This window comes from Brevibacterium sp. 2SA (assembly GCF_005502845.1).
Taxonomy (GTDB): domain Bacteria; phylum Actinomycetota; class Actinomycetes; order Actinomycetales; family Brevibacteriaceae; genus Brevibacterium.
Genome location: NZ_SCMW01000009.1, coordinates 19,254 through 39,051 on the forward strand (window position 1 = coordinate 19,254; position 19,798 = coordinate 39,051).

General features: G+C 69.9%; 15 protein-coding genes. 7 read left to right on the forward strand and 8 right to left on the reverse strand.

The window, feature by feature from the left end; genetic code table 11:
* Window positions 1-173: 173 nt before the first annotated feature.
* Together FFS20_RS05565 and FFS20_RS05570 are read right to left on the reverse strand one after the other, a co-directional pair.
* Entirely contained in the window at window positions 174-1,118 is a 945-nt protein-coding gene (locus tag FFS20_RS05565; protein WP_249356688.1) for an endonuclease domain-containing protein, read from the reverse strand.
* A gap of 378 nt (window positions 1,119-1,496) precedes the next feature.
* Window positions 1,497-2,549: a hypothetical protein gene (locus tag FFS20_RS05570; RefSeq protein ID WP_137824931.1), complete on the reverse strand. Its 1,053-nt coding sequence runs from the start codon at window positions 2,547-2,549 to the stop codon at window positions 1,497-1,499.
* Between the two features lie 68 nt (window positions 2,550-2,617).
* Here FFS20_RS05570 and FFS20_RS05575 point away from each other — a divergent pair, with 68 nt between their 5' ends.
* Entirely contained in the window at window positions 2,618-3,343 is a 726-nt protein-coding gene (locus FFS20_RS05575) for a MerR family transcriptional regulator (protein WP_171007004.1), read from the forward strand.
* A gap of 308 nt (window positions 3,344-3,651) precedes the next feature.
* Here the strand turns inward: FFS20_RS05575 and FFS20_RS05580 are convergent, their stop codons facing one another.
* The 3 genes from FFS20_RS05580 to FFS20_RS05590 all read right to left on the reverse strand — a co-directional run bounded on the left by FFS20_RS05580 (window position 3,652) and on the right by FFS20_RS05590 (window position 6,554).
* A complete protein-coding gene (locus FFS20_RS05580) occupies window positions 3,652-5,922 on the reverse strand; it encodes a cation-translocating P-type ATPase (RefSeq protein ID WP_137824933.1) in 2,271 nt (756 codons plus the stop codon).
* Window positions 5,922-6,134 carry a cation transporter gene (locus FFS20_RS05585; RefSeq protein ID WP_137824934.1) on the reverse strand — a complete coding sequence of 71 codons (213 nt, stop codon included), beginning with the start codon at window positions 6,132-6,134 and terminating at the stop codon, window positions 5,922-5,924. The genes FFS20_RS05580 and FFS20_RS05585 overlap by 1 nt, the downstream gene beginning before the upstream one ends.
* 129 nt (window positions 6,135-6,263) lie before the next feature.
* Complete coding sequence (locus FFS20_RS05590; protein WP_137824935.1) at window positions 6,264-6,554, reverse strand: metal-sensitive transcriptional regulator; 291 nt, start codon at window positions 6,552-6,554, stop codon at window positions 6,264-6,266.
* Between the two features lie 111 nt (window positions 6,555-6,665).
* Here FFS20_RS05590 and FFS20_RS05595 point away from each other — a divergent pair, with 111 nt between their 5' ends.
* From FFS20_RS05595 to FFS20_RS05610, 3 genes are all read left to right on the forward strand, one after another.
* On the forward strand, window positions 6,666-8,483 hold the full coding sequence (locus FFS20_RS05595; protein ID WP_137824936.1) for a 2Fe-2S iron-sulfur cluster-binding protein: 1,818 nt from the start codon (window positions 6,666-6,668) through the stop codon (window positions 8,481-8,483).
* 123 nt (window positions 8,484-8,606) lie between these two features.
* Window positions 8,607-10,919 (forward strand): ATP-binding protein, encoded by a 2,313-nt coding sequence (locus tag FFS20_RS18235; RefSeq protein WP_249356689.1) that lies wholly within the window; start codon window positions 8,607-8,609, stop codon window positions 10,917-10,919.
* A gap of 128 nt (window positions 10,920-11,047) precedes the next feature.
* Window positions 11,048-11,779 carry a response regulator gene (locus FFS20_RS05610; protein ID WP_137824937.1) on the forward strand — a complete coding sequence of 244 codons (732 nt, stop codon included), beginning with the start codon at window positions 11,048-11,050 and terminating at the stop codon, window positions 11,777-11,779.
* Between the two features lie 27 nt (window positions 11,780-11,806).
* On the opposite strand, the gene FFS20_RS05615 is transcribed toward FFS20_RS05610, so the two are convergent.
* Both FFS20_RS05615 and FFS20_RS05620 read right to left on the reverse strand, forming a co-directional pair.
* On the reverse strand, window positions 11,807-12,694 hold the full coding sequence (locus FFS20_RS05615) for a serine hydrolase (RefSeq protein ID WP_137824938.1): 888 nt from the start codon (window positions 12,692-12,694) through the stop codon (window positions 11,807-11,809).
* Complete coding sequence (locus FFS20_RS05620; RefSeq protein ID WP_171007005.1) at window positions 12,691-13,689, reverse strand: LysR family transcriptional regulator; 999 nt, start codon at window positions 13,687-13,689, stop codon at window positions 12,691-12,693. Before FFS20_RS05620 ends, FFS20_RS05615 begins: the two co-directional genes overlap by 4 nt.
* Window positions 13,690-13,784: 95 nt before the next feature.
* On the opposite strand from FFS20_RS05620, the gene FFS20_RS05625 reads away from it, so the two are divergent.
* From FFS20_RS05625 to FFS20_RS05635, 3 genes are all read left to right on the forward strand, one after another.
* Window positions 13,785-15,686 carry a penicillin-binding transpeptidase domain-containing protein gene (locus tag FFS20_RS05625; protein WP_137824940.1) on the forward strand — a complete coding sequence of 634 codons (1,902 nt, stop codon included), beginning with the start codon at window positions 13,785-13,787 and terminating at the stop codon, window positions 15,684-15,686.
* Window positions 15,687-15,791: 105 nt separating this feature from the next.
* Window positions 15,792-16,850, forward strand: a complete 1,059-nt coding sequence (gene bla / locus FFS20_RS05630) for a class A beta-lactamase (protein WP_137824941.1) — start codon at window positions 15,792-15,794, stop codon at window positions 16,848-16,850.
* Window positions 16,851-17,082: 232 nt separating this feature from the next.
* Window positions 17,083-18,450 carry an MFS transporter gene (locus FFS20_RS05635; protein ID WP_137824942.1) on the forward strand — a complete coding sequence of 456 codons (1,368 nt, stop codon included), beginning with the start codon at window positions 17,083-17,085 and terminating at the stop codon, window positions 18,448-18,450.
* Between the two features lie 52 nt (window positions 18,451-18,502).
* Here the strand turns inward: FFS20_RS05635 and FFS20_RS05640 are convergent, their stop codons facing one another.
* Window positions 18,503-19,786 carry an aromatic acid/H+ symport family MFS transporter gene (locus FFS20_RS05640; RefSeq protein ID WP_137824943.1) on the reverse strand — a complete coding sequence of 428 codons (1,284 nt, stop codon included), beginning with the start codon at window positions 19,784-19,786 and terminating at the stop codon, window positions 18,503-18,505.
* Window positions 19,787-19,798: the final 12 nt, after the last annotated feature.

The following is a 19,798-nucleotide window of genomic DNA, read 5'->3' on the forward strand; positions in this document are numbered from 1 at the left end:
CACGCTCTGATGCGCTTCGTCGTGCGTGCTCCGGTCTTTGCGCCCAACAACCACCTGCTCTCGCTCTCGGGCCACCACCGGCCCTCGGATCACCACCAGCGCTCGGGCTCAGAGCACTCGCTCACCCGCAGATCACCACAGACCTCAACCTCGGACCACCACAGGCCTCACCCTCAGATCACCAGGGTGTCCGTGTGCCAGCGCGTCAAGTGCGCGCGGATCTTCCGCTCCAGAAGCACTCGATCGGTGCGACTGGTGACCTTGAGCGTCGTCCACCCTGCTGCCTGCAGAGCTTCGTCCCTGCGGATGTCGCGATTCCACTGGTCCTTCGACTCGAAATGATGTCCGCCTTCATACTCGAGCGCGAGTCGAGCCTGCTCATAACCCAAGTCGGGCTCGACGACCCTTCCGAGCATCGGGCAGAACACCTGCGGGTGGACTGTCGGCTCGGGCAGTCCGCGGCCGATCGCCCACAGCCGCAGGTCGGTCTCCTGGGGAGAGTCGACGGTCTCGCGGATGAGCGCGCAGGCGGCTTCGATGTTCGCTCGGGCGCGAAGGTAACGGCGCTGCCGCAGGGCGCCTTGCAGCTGCGCAAGCGAGCAGAGCGGCGGGCCATGCCATCCGCCGACCATCGCATCGCCGAGCGCGACCAGCGCATTGCGACCGAGCACGCCCGCGAGATCGACGAAGAGATCTTCGGGCGCCTGCAGCGGCAGCTCCAGCCACGTTCGCATCCGCAGAGTGCGCGGCCGATGGAACCTGATGCCGGGACGACTGACCTTCGTCAGGGGATCGGTCGACGCGAGATGCAGGGTGGAGTTCGCGCGATCAGCGGGAATCGGCAGGCCGTAGAGGCGCGCCGCCGTCGGCCCGACACCGACTGCCGTCGGGCACAGCAGACGCACTGCCCGCAGCCTGACGTTCTCGTGCATCCACTCCTCATCGGCCCACGACGGGGTGGGGTGCCGCACCTTGGCGGTCTCGTCGATCCGGACTCCGCGGTAGAGGTGCCTGCGTGTGCGGTCGAACTTGAGCGCGTGCGTGGTGACGCCCAGACGGCCGGCGTCCGCTGACCTGAAGAGCGACGGGTACTCGCGATACTCAACGTGCAGATCCATCCACCGAGGCTGACCCCGAGTGAGCGGCAGTGTGAACAGCCGCCGATCGCCCTGTGGACGGCGCGCGTGCGTCCACAGGCGCCCCGCGCACGAGCCGGCGGTCCTGTGGGTACGAGTTACACCCGCCCCGAATGCGTGAACATCGACTCCATCGCCCCAGGTGAGAAACGCGCTGACGACGACTGCCCGGACAGTGACGGAGGGAGCGGTGAGATGCGCCGAGGTGGCCGGTGCGATCCCGCCGGCCGCGCGGGCCTGCCCGTGCACAGCGGAGAGCACATGAGTCAACGACCCTCGACCGGCCTGCGCTCGGGCGCACAGACCGCCATCTCACCGTCGGCGCCGTCAATCAGACTTCGACTCCCCCGGAACACCGCCTCAGCTCACACGCTCGACCCGGGAGCCGCCTCGGCGCAGGATGACGGCAAGGACGCCGACACCGGCAAGGACGACGAGGCCGCCGAGGGCCGCGAACATCGGGCCATCCGTCTGGGCGACGGACTGTCCGCGGAGCGCCTGCACGGTGGCCAGGGCGACGACGCCGAGATAGAGCAGCGCGACGATCCGCACGAGGCCGACCCGCACTGACGCCGGGCGCAGCCGCGGCCACCGGCGCCCGAGGAGGACGAGTCCGAGAGCGACGAACGGGATGATCTGGAGCGCGTGGATCCCGAGGAAATGGGGGACGCGGATGTCGCCCGCCTCGGTGTTCCAGCCGGTGATCGGCATCATCGGTCCGCCGTCGACGGCTCCGACGCTGTGGGCGCCGGCCAGGCCCTGCGCCTCGGCGGCGTCCATGTCGACGACGTTGAGCTCGCCGACGGTCATGAGGAACGCGATCGCCATGCCGATGAGGCCGATCGCGGTGCCCCAGCGGATGCCGGCGGCGATGCCGCGGTCGGGCAGCCGACGGAACGCGAGCACGAAGCCGAGGACGAGATTCGCCAGCCACACCACGGTGATGAGCCCGCCCATGCCGTAGTAGAGGCCCGCGTCGAGAGGGGTGCGCACGTTGAAATGGCTCATCTGACCGCGGATGATCTGCACGACGATGAAGGCGAGTTCGACCGAGATCCCGATTGCGATGATCGTTCCGAGCACCCGGCCGATGCGGTTGCGGCGGGGCAGGAACTGGAGCATCCAGGCGATAGTCACGGTGTAGATCGCGATCGAGATGCCGAACTTCGCGGCCTTGTGCCAGATCGGGGCGCCGACGAGGGTGCGGTCGTCGGTGAAGTACCCGACCGTGGCGATGGCGGCGATGAGGGCGGCGAAGACCGCGGCTGCGATGAGGGGGCGATGGAGTCGGGAGAGTCCGGAAACGATCGTCGCCGGACGCAGAGTGGTCTCGCCGAGGCGGCCCGTCGACGCGGAGGTCACGCCGTTCTCCCGGGGCAGTCCGACGTCGTTGTCAGATAGTCCGCTATCCATAAATAGATAGTAGACTATCCGACGTGGGCCTGCAAGAGTGTTCGGCGAGGGAACGGATGGGGAGGGCGATGCGGATATCTCAGCTCAGCGAGCAGACCGGGGTGCCGATCCCGCGGATCAAGTACTACATCCGCGAGGGCCTCGTGCCGCGGGCGACCGTCACCGCCGAGGATCCCGGCGGCTACGGGAGCGACCATGTCCACCGGGTGCGGCTCGTGCGCGCGATGGTGACGATCGGCGGCATGTCGATCGCGTCGGCGCGGGCTGTGCTCGCCGAGCTCGATTCGCCGCAGCCGCAGGTGCCCGTCGCGCTCGGTCAGGGGATCATCGGGGTCAATGCCCGCCCCGGCGACCCCGATCCCGGTGGTGGGACGCCGAGTTCCCGCGAGCGGGCCGCCGCCCTCATCGATGCCCTCATCGCCGATCGCGACTGGAATCTCGCGGCGGATGAGCCGGCGCTCGCCCCGCTCATCACCGCAGTGGAGACGATGATCGACACGGGGCATGAGGATCTGCTCGGTCATCTCGATGTCTACGCCGAGGCGGCCGAGCGCATCGCCGGCGCCGACATTGCGAGCCTCGCCCCCACCGACGACCCCGCGGCGATCGTCGAGAAGTCCGTTCTCGGCACGGTGCTCGGCTCGGTCTTCATCGACAGCCTGCGCAAACTCGCGCACTCCGACCGCGCGAGGCGCCTCTTCTGGCCGGCCGAGGACATCGCCCGCGCCGCTCGCGAGGATTCCGCGGAGGCCGGGGAGTTCGGGGAGTCCGGGAAAGGGCCGGACGGGGCCTAGAAAGTACCCGGTCTGGCACCGCCACTCAGGTCTGCGGAAGTCTGGAGGCGATTGTGCGCCGCCCCCATGGTGATTTCGGAGCTGAGATCACCCTGGTGGCGGCGCAGAACACTGGGGCCCGCCTTGAGGCTGGCGAGGGGCCGCCGAGGTCGCCCGAGGAGTCCGGGAAAGGGCCGGACGGGGCCTAGAAGAACCGGGTCTGGCACCGCCACTCAGGTCTGCGGAAGTCTGGAGGCGATTGTGCGCCGCCCCCATGGTGATTTCGGAGCTGAGATCACCCTGGAAGCGGCGCAGAACACTGGGCCCGTCTACCGGAACCGCAGGAGCCGGAGGCTGTTGAGGACGACGAACACCGAGGAGAACGCCATCGCGGCCCCGGCGATCATCGGGCTGAGCAGCCCGGCCGCGGCGACCGGGATCGCTGCCGTGTTGTACGCGAAGGCCCAGAACAGGTTGCCCTTGATGAGCCCGAGCGTCCGCCGCGACAGGCGGATCGCCTGCGGGATCTGCCGCGGATCCGACCGCACCATCGTGATGTCCGAGGCCGCCATCGCCGCGTCCGTGCCCGAACCCATCGCGATGCCGAGGTCGGCGCCGGCCAGGGCCGCGGCATCGTTGATGCCGTCACCGACCATCGCGACCGAGCGCCCGTCTGCCTGGAGTTCGTCGACGACGGCGATCTTGCCCTCGGGACGAACGTCGGCAAAGACCTCGGTGATCCCGAGCTTGCCGGCGACCGCCTCGGCGGCTGAGGCATTGTCCCCGGTCAGCAGCACTGTGCGCAGTCCGAGGCGATGGAGTTCGGAGATCGCCGAGGCGGCCCCGTCCCTCACCTCGTCGGCGACGAACGTCAGCCCGCGGAAGTCCCCGTCGACGGCGAGTGCGACGATCGTCGCGCCCGCCGGAACCGCGTCGGGTGTGACGTCGACCGTGATCCCGCGTTCGCGGAGCAGATCGGGCCGACCGGCGATGACCTCGCGTCCATCGATCCTCGCCTCGAGTCCTCCGCCGGGGATCGCGGTGAAGTCCTCGACCCTCGCCGAGGCGGTCGCCGCCCCGGCCGTGACACGCTCTGCCCGTGACGCTTCGACGATCGCGCGGGCCACCGGGTGCTCGCTCTGCTCTTCGAGGCGCGCGAGCACGGCGAAGTCCGCGTCGGTCAGCTGCGAGCCGATGAGCGTCATCACGCCCGTCGTCAGGGTCCCGGTCTTGTCGAGCACGACGGTGTCGATCGACCGCGTCGACTCGAGCGCCTCGGGGCCCGAGACGAGGATCCCCAGCTGCGAACCGCGGCCCGAGGACACGGCGAGGGCCGTCGGGGTCGCCAGACCGAGCGCACACGGACACGCGATGATGAGCACCGTGAGTGCCGCATGCAGGCCCATCGCCCAGTCGCCGCTGACGAGCCCCCATGCGAGGAACGTCAGCACGCTGATGACGAAGACGATCGGCACGAACACCGCGGAGATGCGATCGGCGAGGCGCTGCACGGCCGGTTTGCCCAGCTGTGCGCGGCTGACGAGGTCGGCCATCGCCGCCAGCGTCGTCTCCGCGCCGACGCGTTCGGCTCGGACCTCGAGCACCCCTGAGGTGTTGATCGTCGCACCGGTGACGGTGTCGCCGACCCCGACCTCGACGGGGGCGGATTCGCCGGTGAGCATCGCCTCGTCGACGGCCGAGTGACCGGCGACGATGACCCCGTCGGTGGCGATCTTCTCGCCCGGACGGACCCGGAAGACGTCACCGACGCGGAGTTCCGCGATGGGCACCTGCACTTCGACGCGCTCGCCGGAACCGGATAGGTCACCTGAATGAGGAGACCCCGGACCGGTACCGGATGCGGCCTCGCCTGCCCCCGCCTCGGCGCCGGGAGAAACCTCACCGGGCGCACGCAGCACGGTCGCCGACTTCGCTCCGAGGTCGAGCAGCTTGCGCAGGGCCGCAGTCGCTCGGTTCTTCGCGCGATCCTCGGTGAGCTTGCCGATGAGGAGGAACACCGTGATCGCCGCGGCCGCCTCGAACCACACGTGGTAGGTCCCGGGAATCGCCCAGCCGTGCCCGTCGACGACTGCCCGCAGCAGCGTCGCATACGAGTACCCGCTGGCGACGATGATGCCGACGCTGACGAGGGTGTCCATCGTCGTCGACCCGCCTCGGGCGGCCTTGAACGCCGCCGAGTGGAACGGCCACGCACCCCACGTGACGACGGGGAGGGCGAGGAGTCCGACCACCCACTGCCAGCCCGGGAAGTGCCAGCTCATCACCATCGAGACGGCGATGATCGGCACGGCGAGGACGAGGGAGCCGAGGAACCGCGGCCGCAGGTGCCGGGGGTCGTAGTCGACGATCTCGGGACCCGCCGAGGCGGCCTTCCGCACGCTCGCCCCGTACCCGGCCTTCTCGACGGCGGCGGTGACGTCGCCGTCGGTGAGGTCGGAGTCGATGACGACGTGGGCGGTGTTGAGCGGCAGGTTGACCTCGGCGGTCACCCCGTCGAGGCGCGAAAGCCTCTTCTCGATCCGGGCCGAGCACGATGCGCAGGTCATTCCCGTGATGTCGAGATCAACCTCGCGCGACATCACTTGACCTCGTAGCCTGCTTCGTCGACCGCGGCGCGGATGTCCGCGTCGTCGAGGTCGGCCGTCGAGGTGATCGTCACGGGGGAGTCCCCGCCGGCGTTGAGGTCGACGGCAACGTCGGTCACGCCGGTCAGCGCGCCGATCTCCTCCGTGACCGAGGCGACGCAGTGGCCGCAGGTCATTCCGCTGACGGTGATCGTGGTGGTGGTCATGTCTCCTGCTTTCTTCGCACGTCTCGCCGGTCGGTTGACCGGCGATTGACGCCGTGCCTCATCAGGTCAGCGCCGCCTCGGCGGGATGACCGTCCCGAGAGGAAGGGGGACGGAGCCCTGGAGGGGCGCTCAGCTCTTGATGAGTCGGGCGATGGCGGCTGAAGCCTCCTCGATCTTCTTGCGCGCTTCGTCCTCGCCGGCGGCGGAGGCGTCGACGACGCAGTGAGCGATATGCTCTTCGAGGAGGTTGATGGAGACCGCGTGCAGTGCGGCTGTGGCTGCCGAGACCTGGGTGAGGATGTCGATGCAGTACTTGTCCTCATCGATCATCTTCGCGATCCCGCGGACCTGTCCTTCGATCCGCTTCATCCGGCGTTCCAGAGCGTCTTTCTGCGGGGTGTATCCATGTTGCTCAGTCATGACCTGACTTTATACCCCCATAGGGTATGACGCAACCCCCGCCGAGGCGGTCCCTGTGCGATTCGTCTCATCTCCCCGCCCGCTTCGCCTCGGTGCTCCTAGAATCGAGGCATGCGTGCTGTCAGACTGTTCCGCTTCCCCGTCAAGGGGTTCCCGGCAGAGGAGATCGCCGAGGCGGTCGTCGATGCCGACCGCGGCATCCTCGGCGACCGGGTCGCCGCCTTCACGAACGGAAGCCTCGACGTCCCCGCCGACCAGTGGCAGCGATACTCCGCCTTCACGGTCCTGAAGAACGACCCTGACCTGCAGAGATGGCACGTCGCCAGTGCCCCCGCCGAGGCGGTCCCTGAGCTCACCCTGACCGCGCCGGACGGGGAGGCGACGACCTTCCGCGCCGACGACCTCGAGAGTCGGGCCGAGGCGGCGGAGTTCCTCGGTGCCCGCATACCCCCTCAGGGCAGGTTTCCGCGCAGTCTCGTCGTCGCCGGACAGGGCATGTTCGACTCCCGGGAGTCCGGGATCTCGCTCATCAACCCCGCCACGGTCGCGGCCATCGGAGCGACCGACGAGGGGCGGGCGGCGCTCGGTGCCGGCGACGACCTCGACCCGCTGCGGTTCCGTGGCAACATCCTCCTCGACGGGCTCGAGCCGTTCGCCGAGTTCGGTCTCATCGGCACGATCGTCCGCGTCGGCGGGGTGCGTCTGGCGATCAGCCAGGCCATCGAGCGCTGCCCGGCGACGACCGTCAACCCGGTGACCACCGAGGTCGACGTCAACGTCCCGCGCCTGCTGGCCTCCGCGTGCGGCCATGTCCACTGCGGGGTCTATGGGCGGATCCTCGAGTCCGGGGTGATCACCGCCGGCGATGAGATCGTCATCGAGGGCGAGGCGCCCCGGGAGTTCGTGCCCACGGCGCGGACCCCGCGTTTCATGACGGTCCTCGACTCCCGGCAGATCTGCCACGACACCGTGGAGATCTCTCTGCGCGACGAACTCGGCTGGATCCGGGAGTTCGACGAGCCGGGGACCAATCTGCGCGTCCACCTCGAGCTCGGGGCACCGTTCTGGCGGACGTACACGATCACCGACGTCACCGACGACATCGTCTCGATCGCCGTGCGCACGCAGGGCAAGGGGTCGCGAGCCGTGGCGGGCCTGGCGGCCGGCGAGCGGGTGCTCGCGTCAGGACCGCATGGCACGATGACGGCAGATCGCGTCTTCGGCGGCACGACGGCGCTCATCACCGCAGGCATCGGGATCACCCCGAGCCTCGGACTGCTCCGCGAGGCGGCCCGCGAGCCGGTGGCCGTCGGGGTCGGCGCGGCCGGCGGCTCCGTCGCCGGCAGCGCTGTGCCCGCAGCCGAGCGGCTCAGGCTCCTCCACGTCGACCGGGACCAGCGCACGGCGTGCCTGTGGAATCGGCTCCTCGACCGCGCTCATGGCACCGGCCTCCCCGTCGAGGCCGAGCATCGGGACACCGCGGTGGCCGGCCGGCCCGACCACGCCGAGCTCGTCGGACTGCTCGCCGGCTGCGACAACGTCATGGTGTGCGGGCCTGCGGACTTCACGCGCGCCGTCCTCGCCGCGGCCGACGAGGCGGGGGTGCCCGGCGTTCACCAGGAGACCTTCGCGTCCCCGCGGACCGGGATGACCGAGGCGATCGCCGAATGGCCACCCGCCGAGGTGACGCTGGCCGATTCGGGGACGAGCTTCCTCTGGGAGCCGGCCCAGGGCACCCTCCTCGAGGCGCTCGAGGCGCGCGGCATGCAGGCGGCGAGTTCATGCCGCGGCGGATCGTGCGGCACCTGCTCGGTTCGGCTGGCCGCCGGTTCCGTCGCCTACCCGATCGAACCGGCCGCCCAGGTCGACGCCGACGAGGTGCTCGTGTGCTCGGCCGTCCCCGCCGGTCCGATCAGCCTCGCCCTCTGAGCGTTCCGACCGGGCCGGACGGTCTGGGCAGCATAGGCCGTGCCGGACAGGCCGGGCCGGACAGACCGGGCAGCACAGTCCGGGTGACACAATCCCAGCACGGCCGGGTGACACAATGGGGCCATGACGACCCCGGCTGACGAGACGACGCGTCCGACGTTGTCACGCGCGCTCGTGCGCCCCGTCGTGCGGCTCAGCCGCCGGGTGCGCTACGGGGTCGCCGGACGGATCATGTTCGCGAACTCCGTCATGCTCGTCGGCATCATGATCCTGACGACGAGCCTGCTCTACCTCCAGCTCTCGCAGATCAACACCGCCCGGCAGCAGGATCTCCTCCGCTCGGCCGCCGACAGCATCTCGCTGTCGCTCGGCATCGTCGACGCCGGAGAGACCGACCTCAGCGACGACCTGCTCGCGCCGTCCTCCCGCGCCGACGTGCGTTCGATGCTCGACAACGTCGTCAACGAATACCGGTTCGACACGGCAGCGGTCGTGCCCATCGACTACCTGCGCACTCCGCCCTCGCTCGGATCCGCCGACCGCCGGGTCGCGATGGAGCGCAACATCGTCACTGCCTCCTCGGGGGACATCCCCGATGATTCGATCGACCAGCTCGCCGCGTCGATCGGCCCCACCCGGATCCTCAGCGGCCGCTCCGTCGTCCGGTTCCTCGACGACGGCGGGGAGGGCGGCGGCACGATGTACGTCGTCACCCCGGTTTTCGCCAAGCACTTGGGCATCGACGAGGTGGGACCGAACACCGTCGTCGGCGCCGTCATCGTCGGCAACTCCGCCGACGCCGTCCGGGCCGGATTCCTCGCCCAGAGCAAATGGCTCATCGGCATCGCGATCGCGACTCTGCTGCTCGGCATCGGCGCCTCATGGGTGACGTCGCGCGGTCTGCGCCGGGTCACCGGTGACTACGGCGCCAACGAGCTGCGGAGCATCATCGAGTTCTACTCCTCCGTGCTCAAAGCGGTCTCCGAAGGTCTGCTGCTCATCGACCGGTCGCTCGGGATCGTCCTCATCAACGCCGAGGCGCGCCAACTCCTCGGTCTGCCGAGCGTCGGAACGAAGCGGCAGGATGCGGGAGCGGGGTCCGCAGCGGGTCCCGCCGAGGCGGCAGGTCAGGGCACCGCGACGGGTGCGGGTTCCGGTGACGCGGTGGGTGAGGACACCGCTATGGACGGGGCGTCCGACAACGCGGCCGGTGCGGGATCCGCCGAGAGCCGGGAGCAGACCGAGCCGACGAGTGAGTCGACGGCAGTCGCGGACGCCGGGGCGACTGCGGACTCCGCAACAACTGCGGACTCCGGGGCGAAGCGGGACGCCGGGGCGAAGCGGGACGCCGGGGCGAAGCGGGACACCGGGGCGAAGCGGGACACCGCGGCAGCAGGGGACACCGAGGCGACCGGGGCCTCCGCGACCGCCTCGGCGAGCGCGAAATCCACCACCGCCTCGACGAGCGCGAAGCCCACCACGACCACCCCCGACGCGGTCGAATCGACGACACCCGAAGGCGGGATCCCACTGTCGGACCTCGAGCTGCCCGAGGCGCTCATCGACCTGCTCGCCTCGGGCCGCTGGGCCCGCAACGAGTTCCACTACACCGACGATCGGGTGCTCATCGTCAACCAGCAGCCGACCGATGAGGGCAGCGACACGTGGGTCGTGACGATGCGCGATCACACCGAGCTCGCCGAGCTCACCGGTGAGCTCGTCTCGGTGCGCTCGTTCTCCGATTCGCTGCGCGCGCAGACCCACGAGTACGCGAACCGCCTGCACATGGTCATCTCCCTCCTCGAGACCGGTCACGTCGACGAGGCGATCGACTTCGCCGCGAAGGACCTCGACGACCTCAGCCGCGTCACCGGTGACGGGCAGATGAGCTTCGACCATCCCGTGCTCTCGGCGCTCCTGCTCTCGAAGATCGCCCAGGCCGGGGAGGTCGGCATCGACATGACGGTCGACACGGTCGGACTCACCGGCAGCCTCGGCGGGGACGACCGGGACCTCGCGACGATCCTCGGCAACCTCATCGACAATGCCTTCGACGCCCTGAGCAGGCAGGACGTGCTGCCGGAGAACAAGCGCGTCCACGTCCACCTCAGCGGAGCGGGGGGTGCGAGCGGGTTCACGATCGAGGTCAGCGACGACGGCCCCGGCATCGCCGAGGAGGACCTCGATGCGATCTTCGAGCGGGGCTGGTCGACGAAGCACGACGGGGTGACGACCGACAGCGGGCGCGGACGCCAGCAGACGGGCACGCGGGGTGTCGGACTCTCACTCGTCGTCCAGGCCGTCCGCCGCCTCGGCGGGGCCATCGACGTCCAGGGCCGCGGCGAGGACGGAGACGAGTTCAGCGGGGCCTCGCTCACCGTCTGGCTGCCCGACGACATGGCCGCGGCACAGCGGACTCGGACTACCGAACAGTAGCGCCGGCGCTGGCCACAGGGAGGCTTGCCGACCGGTGCCGCCGGGTGACGACAGCCGTCGTCGCTGATGTGCCGAGCCTGGAACACATTCGCCTCAGCGCCCGCCGGACGGCGGTCTAGACTGGCGGCATGCCAGAGAGTTCTCAGCCTGATTCGAGCATCGGTGTGCTCGTCGTCGAGGACGAGGCCGTGGCGGCCCGCGCCCACGCGAAGTACATCGAACGCATCGACGGCTACCACGTCGCCGGGGTCGCGAAGAACGCGACGCAGGCGATGGCGGCGCTGACCGGCAAGATCCTCGGCCTCGACCCCGAGGGCATCGCTCTCGTCCTCCTCGATATGAACCTCCCCGACGGTCACGGCCTCCAGGTCTGCCGGGCGATCCGCGGACAGCGCGTCGACGTCGACATCATCGCGGTCACCGCCGCCCGCGACATGCAGATCGTCCAGGAGGCGCTGTCCTACGGGGTCGCGCAGTACATCATCAAGCCCTTCACCTTCCCGGTCTTCAAGTCGAAGCTCGACGCGTACTCCTCATTCCGCAATCGCCTCGGCGCCGACTGCCCCGACGGCGAGGTGACGCAGAACGAGGTCGACACCGCGATCGCGGCTCTGCGCACGCACACCGTGACCGCGACCCCGAAGGGCGTTCCCGACGGGGTGCAGGAGGAGGTCAGAGGAGTGCTCACGGACAAGCCGGGGCAGTCCGCCGCCGAGGTGGCCACGAGCCTCGGCGTCTCCCGGGTCACCGCGCGCCGCTACCTCGAGGCGATGGCCGACGCGGGCATGCTCGAGCGCCGTCCCCGCTACGGCTCCGCCGGTCGCCCCGTCCTCGAATACACCGTCGTCGAACAGGAGTGAACCGGCCCCTGCGGGTCGGCGGCGGGTTCATCCCAGGGTGCGCAGGTGCTCGATCGCCAGCCGCGCGCAGTAGCCGATCGACGCATCGAGCTCCGGTTGGGAGAACGTCGCGATCGACGACCGGGTGAACACGGCGATGCTGTAGGCGGATCCGTCGCTGTCGACGACGACCCCGGCCTCGTGCCGGAAGTTGAGGAACGTGCCCGTCTTCCCGTAGTACTGGACGGCATCCATCGGAAATCCCGCCGCGATGCGATGGCGGAAGATCTGCTTCCGCAGCAGACGCCGCAGCGTCTCCGATCCTTCGGGTCCGAGCAGCTGCCCGGTGTGGATGAGCTCGAAGAGCTTCGCGGTGGCGCGCACGGTGCCGGTGTTGAACGCCGAATCCGGCAGCAGCGGGACCCGTCCGGAGCGGGCGTCGGCGGCCGCGACGGCCAGGGCCTGCGCCTCATCGCCGGCGGCCACCTCGGCGAGGACGTCGTAGAGGTGGGACATCGGCGAGGTCACCTCGAACGACCGGATCCCGGCGCGGTGGAGCACGGCCATGATCCGGTCGGGTCCGACGAGGTCGAAGAGGGTGTCCGCGGCGGCGTTGTCGCTGACCGACAGCGCCATCGCGGCGAGGTCGCGCACGCTCATCTCGACGGGGTCGAGGAGTCCTGCGATCCCCGTCCCACCGGGGGTCGAGTGCGCCGGGTCGACGAGGAGGCGCTGCGTGAGGTCGACGGTGCCGTCGGCGGCCGCGTCGAGGAGTCCGGCGATGACGGCGACCTTGCCGACCGAGGCGAGCGGAATCCTGGCCGATTCCCGGATACCCAGCGACCGGTGCGTGCCGAGGTGCTCCGCGTAGAGGAAGCCCTGCGCGCCGAGGCTGGTCCACACTCCGTTGATCTCGTCGATGACGGCCTCGCTCATGGTCGGAACAGCCTCTCGTCGGCGTAGCGGCCGTCCCCGCCCTCAACCACCGCGTGTCCGCGATGGGCGCGGGCCCCGAGGATCTCCGCGATCGCCGCTCTCAGCGCTGGGGTGGTCTCCATGAGCCCGGCGAGATCGCAGCTCTCCGACCCGACGACCTCGACGCGGCGGGCGAGTTCGACATCGCGCAGACTCCGGTGGGGAAGGCTGTGCGTGCGCGCCGTCTGCGGCGTGCACAGGAGCACCGACCCATGGGCGAAGACGTGGGTGACCGCCTCGAACTCGGAGTCGGCGACCCGCAGCTGCCCGAGGTGGACGCCGCGGGCGACGAGCGGGGTGAGCAGACCGGAGTCGTGGAGGAGCCCGGCGTCCTCGGGCAGGAGCGTCACCGACTCCCGCTCCGCGTGCCGACCGAATCCCATGCCCGGCGGCATGCCCCGCAGGTCCGCGGCGCTGATGCTTGAGGGTTCGGAGTGCGGGGCGAACCTCGGCGAGGCGACGACGAGATCGACGACGAGGTTGCTGACCTGACGCCGCCGAGATGTCGCCGCCGGGGCCCCGAGGCCGCGCACGTCGAGGCCCGCGTCGATCTCCCCGGCGCCGATGAGGTCATCGAGCTCCGCCGCCTCCGCGGGGGTGAAGCGCGGGGGAGCTCCGGCGAGGCGCAGTTCGCGGGTGGCCGCGATGAGGACGGAGGGGTCGAGCTGCCCGCTCACCCCGATGACGAGCCCCCGGTCGCGACGTCCGGCGGTCTCGGCGAGCCCGTCGATGCGGCGGAGGATCTCGAGGACATCGGGCAGCACCGCGCGACCGGCGGCGGTGAGTCGGATCCGCCGTGAGCTGCGATCGAAGAGGCGGACGCCGAGGTGCTTCTCGAGGTCGGCGACACCCCGGGAGATCGGCGGCTGCGCGAGCGAGAGCTCGTCGGCGGCCCGTGTGAAGCTCTCATGTTCGGCGACGGCGCGGAACATTTCGAGGCTCTTGAGGAGGTTCATCGACCCGTTTCCACCAGGTTGTATATCAGAAAGCGCATAGTTCGAACTCCATGTGATATTGGACATGCGACGATGCTCCTGCCGACGATAGCACCATGAAGCCACGTTCTCGCAGGATCATCGGCGCCGCCGTCGTGCTCGTCCTCATCGGCATCGGCCTGCTCGCGCTGCGCACCCTTCCCGTCCTCCCCTCGAGCGCGGCCGAGGAGATCGCCGCCGATCTCACCTCCGGCAGCCTGGAGTCCCCGGTCTGGTCGACCGCGGATTCGCAGCAGAGGTTCGATGCGGTCGTCGCTGACCTCGCCGAGGCGCTGCCCACGCGCCGCGTCACCGTGGACTCCGTCGACGGCGGGGTGAGCGCGGCGACGGCGACGCTGCGCTGGGAGTGGGCCGTGTCGACCGGGAGTTCCGACGGTCCCTGGTCGTACACCACCGAGGTGCCGCTGCGCCGCAGCGGTGCGACCTGGGCCGCCGACTTCGCCGAGAGCGTCGTCCACCCCGACCTGCAGACGGGCCAGGTCCTCGCAGTGACGAAGACGCCGGGGACCCGGGGTCGCATCCTCGGGCAGGGCGACGAGGTCCTCGTCTCCGACGGGGAGGTCGTCGATGTCGGACTCCAGCCGAGCAGACTCGACGATGAGACAGCGACGCTCGACCAGCTCAAGAGGTCCCTCGACGTCGATCCGGACGAACTCGCCGACCGCGTCAAGGCCGCCGACCCGGACGCCTTCGTCCCCGTCATCACCCTGCGTCGGGACGACTACGAACTCGTCAAGGGTGCGATCGTCGACCTGCCGGGCACGGTGTTCCGGACCCGTATGCAGCCGCTGTCGCGGACGAAGGACTTCGCCGCGGCGACCCTCGGCAGCACCACCCTGGCCGGCCCTGATGAGGTCGCCGCCGAACCCGAGGCGCTGACCCCCGAGTCCTACGTCGGCACGAGCGGCATCCAGCTCCTCTACGACCGGACGCTGCGGCCCACCCCAGGACTCACGGTCCTCGCGCGCCCGGCCCCGGGCCAGGCAGCCGACGCAGGAGCGGGGACCACCGCCTCGGCGCCGTTGCATGAGGTCGCCGGCACCGACGGTGCGGATGTCGAGACGACGATCGACGTCGCCGTGCAGACGGCCGCTGACGAGGCCGCGAAGACGGGGACGAAGCCGACCGCGATCGTCGCGATGCGCCCGAGCGACGGGTCCGTGCTTGCGGTCGCCAATGCTGATCCGAAGGGCGCGGCCTGGGACCGGGCGCTGACCGGGCAGTACCCGCCGGGGTCGGTCTTCAAGGTCGTCTCCGCCTCGGCGATGGTCGGCACCGGCATCGCTCCGGACGCGACGCTCAGCTGCCCGAAGACGACGACGGTCGAGGGCAAGCGCTTCAAGAACGCCGAAGACCACGTCCTCGGCGACGTCGACTTCACCGAGAGCTTCGCCCAGTCGTGCAACACCGCCTTCGTCGACTCCGCGCCCGACGTCACCCCGGCGGCGCTGAGCGAGACGGCGCTGGCGCTGGGCATGGGCGAGGTCGACATCGGCACCGACTCGTACATGGCCTCGGTTCCCGAGGTCGACGACACCGTCGAGCATGCGGCGGCGATGATCGGGCAGGGCAAGGTGCTCGCCACCCCGCTGGCGGTGGCGACGATGGCCGCGAGCGTGGCCGCCGGCAGCACCGTCCAACCCCTCCTCGTCCTGCCCGACCGCCGGGACGGCGATGTTCCCGCCCCCGATCAGAAGGCACTCGTCGAGGTGAAGGCGATGATGCGCGAGACCGTGACCGGCGGCACCGCCTCAGCGCTCGCCGACGTCCCCGGCGGGCCCGTGTACGGCAAGACCGGCACCGCTGAGTACGGCACCGACGTGCCCCCGCGCACCCATTCGTGGTTCGCCGGATTCCAGGACGACGTGGCGGTCGCCGTGCTCGTCGAGGACGGGGGATTCGGCGCCGAGGCGGCCGTGCCCGTCGCCGACCGCTTCTTCACGGCGCTCAACTCATGAGGACGTCACCCGCGCCCGCCCATCGTCCTGGAGTCCCGCGGGCGCACCCGCATTGCCTCCCGGACACCCGCCGCGCTCACAGCGCATCAGAGAGGAAGAGGAGAGATGTCTCACGCACACTCGCCGCTGCCGACCGCAGCGAACAGCAGCCGGGATCCGCGATCGTGGAGCCCGCGCGAACTCGGCGAACGCACCCGGAGCCTGCGCACTCCGGTCCGGCGCCGCGTGGTGGCTACGGTCGCCTGCGCGGCAGGGCTCGCTCTGCTCACCGGGTGCTCCGGGTCCGGGACCACCTCGGCGTCCGACGAGACGTCACCCGGCTCCACGACGGTGACAGCGCCACCGACCCCAGCGGGCGAATCGACTGCGGCGGCCCGAGCAGGCGCTGCGGACTCCGCCTTCACTCAGCTCGAAGACGACTTCGATGCCCGAGTCGGCGTCTACGCCGTCGATCTCGACACTGGCCGGGAGATCGCCTGGCGCGCAGATGAGAGGTTCGCGTACGCGTCGACGATCAAGGCGATGGCCTCCGCGGCGCTGCTCGACGAGGTGGGGACGGACGGCCTGAGCAAGGACATCGCGGTCGACGAGGACGACATCGTCAGCCACTCGCCGGTGACCGAGACGAACGTCGGGGGCACGATGACACTCGCCGAGCTCTGCGAGGCCGCGATGACGCAGAGCGACAACGGCGCGGCGAACCTCATCGTCGCCGAACTCGGGGGACCGGCCTCCTTGGACTCCCGCCTCGACGACCTCGGCGACACCGGAACCACGGTCTCCCGCACCGAACCCGACCTCAACGAGGCGACGCCGGGGGATCCGCGCGACACGACGACCCCGCGCGCCTCGGCGAGCAATCTCCGCGAGTACGTCTTCGGGGGAGTGCTCAGCGACGACGAGGCGACGACCCTGACCGACTGGATGAAGGCGACCCAGACCGGGGACACCCTCATCCGCGCCGACCTGCCCGAGGAATGGACTGTCGGGGACAAATCCGGCACCGGGTCCTACGGCTCCCGGAATGACCTCGGCATCATCTGGCCGGACGACGGCAGACCGATCGTCATCTCCGTCCTGTCGTCGAAGAAGGAGAAGGACGCCGAGGCGGATGACCGTCTCATCGCCCGCGCCGCTGCCGCCGCCGTCGATGCGATCCGGTGAGCCGGCGGGAACGCTCGCCGGGCCGGACGCGCGCAGGATCGGCGGTGCCTTCGGCAGGGGATGACCGCCTCGGCGATGGGCCGCTGACCACGGACGACGGGGAAAATCTGCGCGGAAGCCTCCCCTGTGTCCAGGTCAGCTGATAGTCTCAAGCGCGGATCACCTGTAAGGGAAACTTGCCGGCGAGCAACCACCCTGAGTGCACCTTTCCCATGAGCGAACGGAATCAGCGATGTCCGAGTTCGAATCTGAGTCACGTCCCGGCACCGAACCGGGGTCCGGCACTCCCGAGAAGGAGCGCGGACGGCGACGGTCGATGCTCGTCGCCGCCTTCGGCACCGTCGTCGAATGGTACGACTTCTCGATCTTCTTCTACGTCGCGACGACGCTGACGAAGGAGTTCTTCGGCGGGCAGGCCGATTCGCTGCTGCTCACCCTCGGCGTCGGCGCCGCCGGCTTCCTCTTCCGGCCCCTCGGCGCGATGGTCTTCGGCCATCTCGGCGACCGCGTGGGGCGCAAGCAGGCACTCGTCGTCTCCGCCGTCCTCATGGCCGTCTCGATGCTCGGCATCGCCGTCATGCCCGACTACAACACGATCGGCATCTGGGCGGGTGTCGGCCTCGTCTTCTTCCGCTGCCTCTCCGGCTTCTCCGTCGGCGCCGAATACACCGGCATCATGGTCTTCCTCATGGAATCGGCCAAGCCCGGCAAGCGCGGCGTCGCCGCATCCTGGGCCGCGGCGAACAGCGAGGTCGGGGCGCTGCTGGCCGTCGGCTCCGGGGCGCTGCTCGCCAACACCCTCTCGACCGAGGCGATGGAGACGTGGGGCTGGCGCGTGCTCTTCGTCCTCGGCGCGGTGCTCGCCGGTCTCATGGTGCCGCTGCGCCGGATGATGGTGGAGACGGACACCTTCAAGCGCCTGCAGCAGGCGGAGAAGAAGGACACCGCCCTCCAGCGGTCACCGCTCATCACTGCGCTTCTCGAACAGCCGCGGGCGATCCTCGTCGCCTTCCTCATCTCCTCGATCGGCTCGGTGAGCTACTTCCTCAACATCACCTACGTTCCCACGTACATCGAGGAGGTCGCGCAGGTGCCGAACTCCGGATCACTGGCGCTCGGCACCGTCGCCGCTGTCGTCGCGATCGTCGTGACCCCGTTCTTCGGCGTCGCCTCCGACCGGTTCGGACGCAAGATCGCGCTGGCCGGGCTCATGGTCGTCTTCGTCTTCACGACGATTCCCGCCTACGTGCTGCTGAGCAACGACTCGGCGGCCATTGCGATCGGCGGCGCGGCCTTCCTCGCGATCCCCGCGGCCGGCTGGAGCGCGGTGGCCGCGGCGATGATCCCCGAGCAGTTCACCGGCACGAGCCGCTTCTCCGGCATGGCGATCGGCTACAACGTTGCGACCGTCCTCTTCGGCGGGCTCTCCCCGCTCATCGCGACCGCGCTGATGAGCTCGACCGGCATCACCCTGGCCCCGGCGATCTACGCGACGGTCGTCGTCATCGTCGCCGGTGTCCCGGCGCTGCTGCTCGCCCGGAGCATGGGGAAGAAGACGCTTGCCGAGGTCGACGCCGACCGCCACCTCGTCCCGGCATAGGACGGGTCGAGGCGGCGACAGGGGCCTCGCCGCGAAGGTGAGGTGCGAAGAGTCACGGCACGATGGCCGTGGCCGGCGCAGCCTCCTCGGGGACCCGGTTCCGCTGCTGGCGGCTGAGCACGGTGAGCAGGCCGAGGACGAACGCCGAGGCCAGAGCCGACCCGCCGAAGAGAAGGAAGTTCATCGACGGGGCGACCCCCTGCATCCCGAGGAGGATGCCCGAGACCTGCGGGGCGAGCACCGCGCCGATCCGACCGACGCCGAGCGCCCAGCCCAGCGCAGTGCCGCGCAGATTCTCCGGGTAATGCGAGGCGATCGCCCCGATGATGAGCGACTGCGTGCCGTGCGTGCCGATGCCCGCGAGGACGAGCGCGATGTAGATCGCGGCCGTCGCCGTCGTTCCGCTCATCAGGGAGACGAGGGCGACCCCGGCGACACCCGCGGCGACGGTCGCGGTCGGCAGGATGCCGAACCTGTCCCCGGCCCACGCCGTGATCACGGACCCGAGGACGGCGCCGAGGTTGAGCGCGAGGGTGAATGCGAGCGCGGGTCCGAGGTCGGCTCCGGAGTCGCGCATGATCTTCGGCAGCTGCGTGCCGAGGCCGTACCACGCGAAGAGCGTGAAGAGGGTGGTGAGGGCGAAGAGGATGGAGAAGGTCAGCCAATGGGAGCCGAGCAGGGTGCTGAACCCGGCCTTCTCGCGGTCGGCAGGTCCCTGGTCCGCGACCGGTGTGCGGACGGTCGAGGTCTCCGGCAGCACCTTCCATGCGACGGCGAGGAGGATGAAGGACACCGCGGTGATCCAGAACATCGACCGCCACCCGAACGCGGGGATGAGGACCAGCCCGGTCAGCGCGGCGATGGCCCCGCCGATCGGCACCCCCGACATCATCAGGGTCGCCATGGACCCGCGCCAGCGCGGAGGGATGAGCTCAGCGGTAAGCGCATTGGCCGAGGGCACGAGTCCGCCGAGGCCGAGCCCGGCGATGAGGCGCAGCGCCCCGAAGACCCCGGGGCTCGGGGCGAGGGCGCACAGGACGGTGGCGACGGCGAAGACGATGACGCACACGAGGATCGTCCGCCTCCGGCCGAGTGCGTCGGCGAGGCGGCCGGCGACGACCGCGCCGATCATCATGCCGAGGAACGCGAGCGATCCGAGGGTGCCCGCCGATCCCGGCGTCAGCCCCCAATCAGTGGTTTCGATGAGTGAGTTCTGCACGGCGCCGTAGACGATGAGGTCGTATCCGTCCATGACGATGAGAAGCCAGCAGATGATGACAGCCGCCCAGCGGTGCGCTTCGCTGCGCACCGGGGCCTTGAGCGTGGTCTCGGTCATGGGTGACACCGT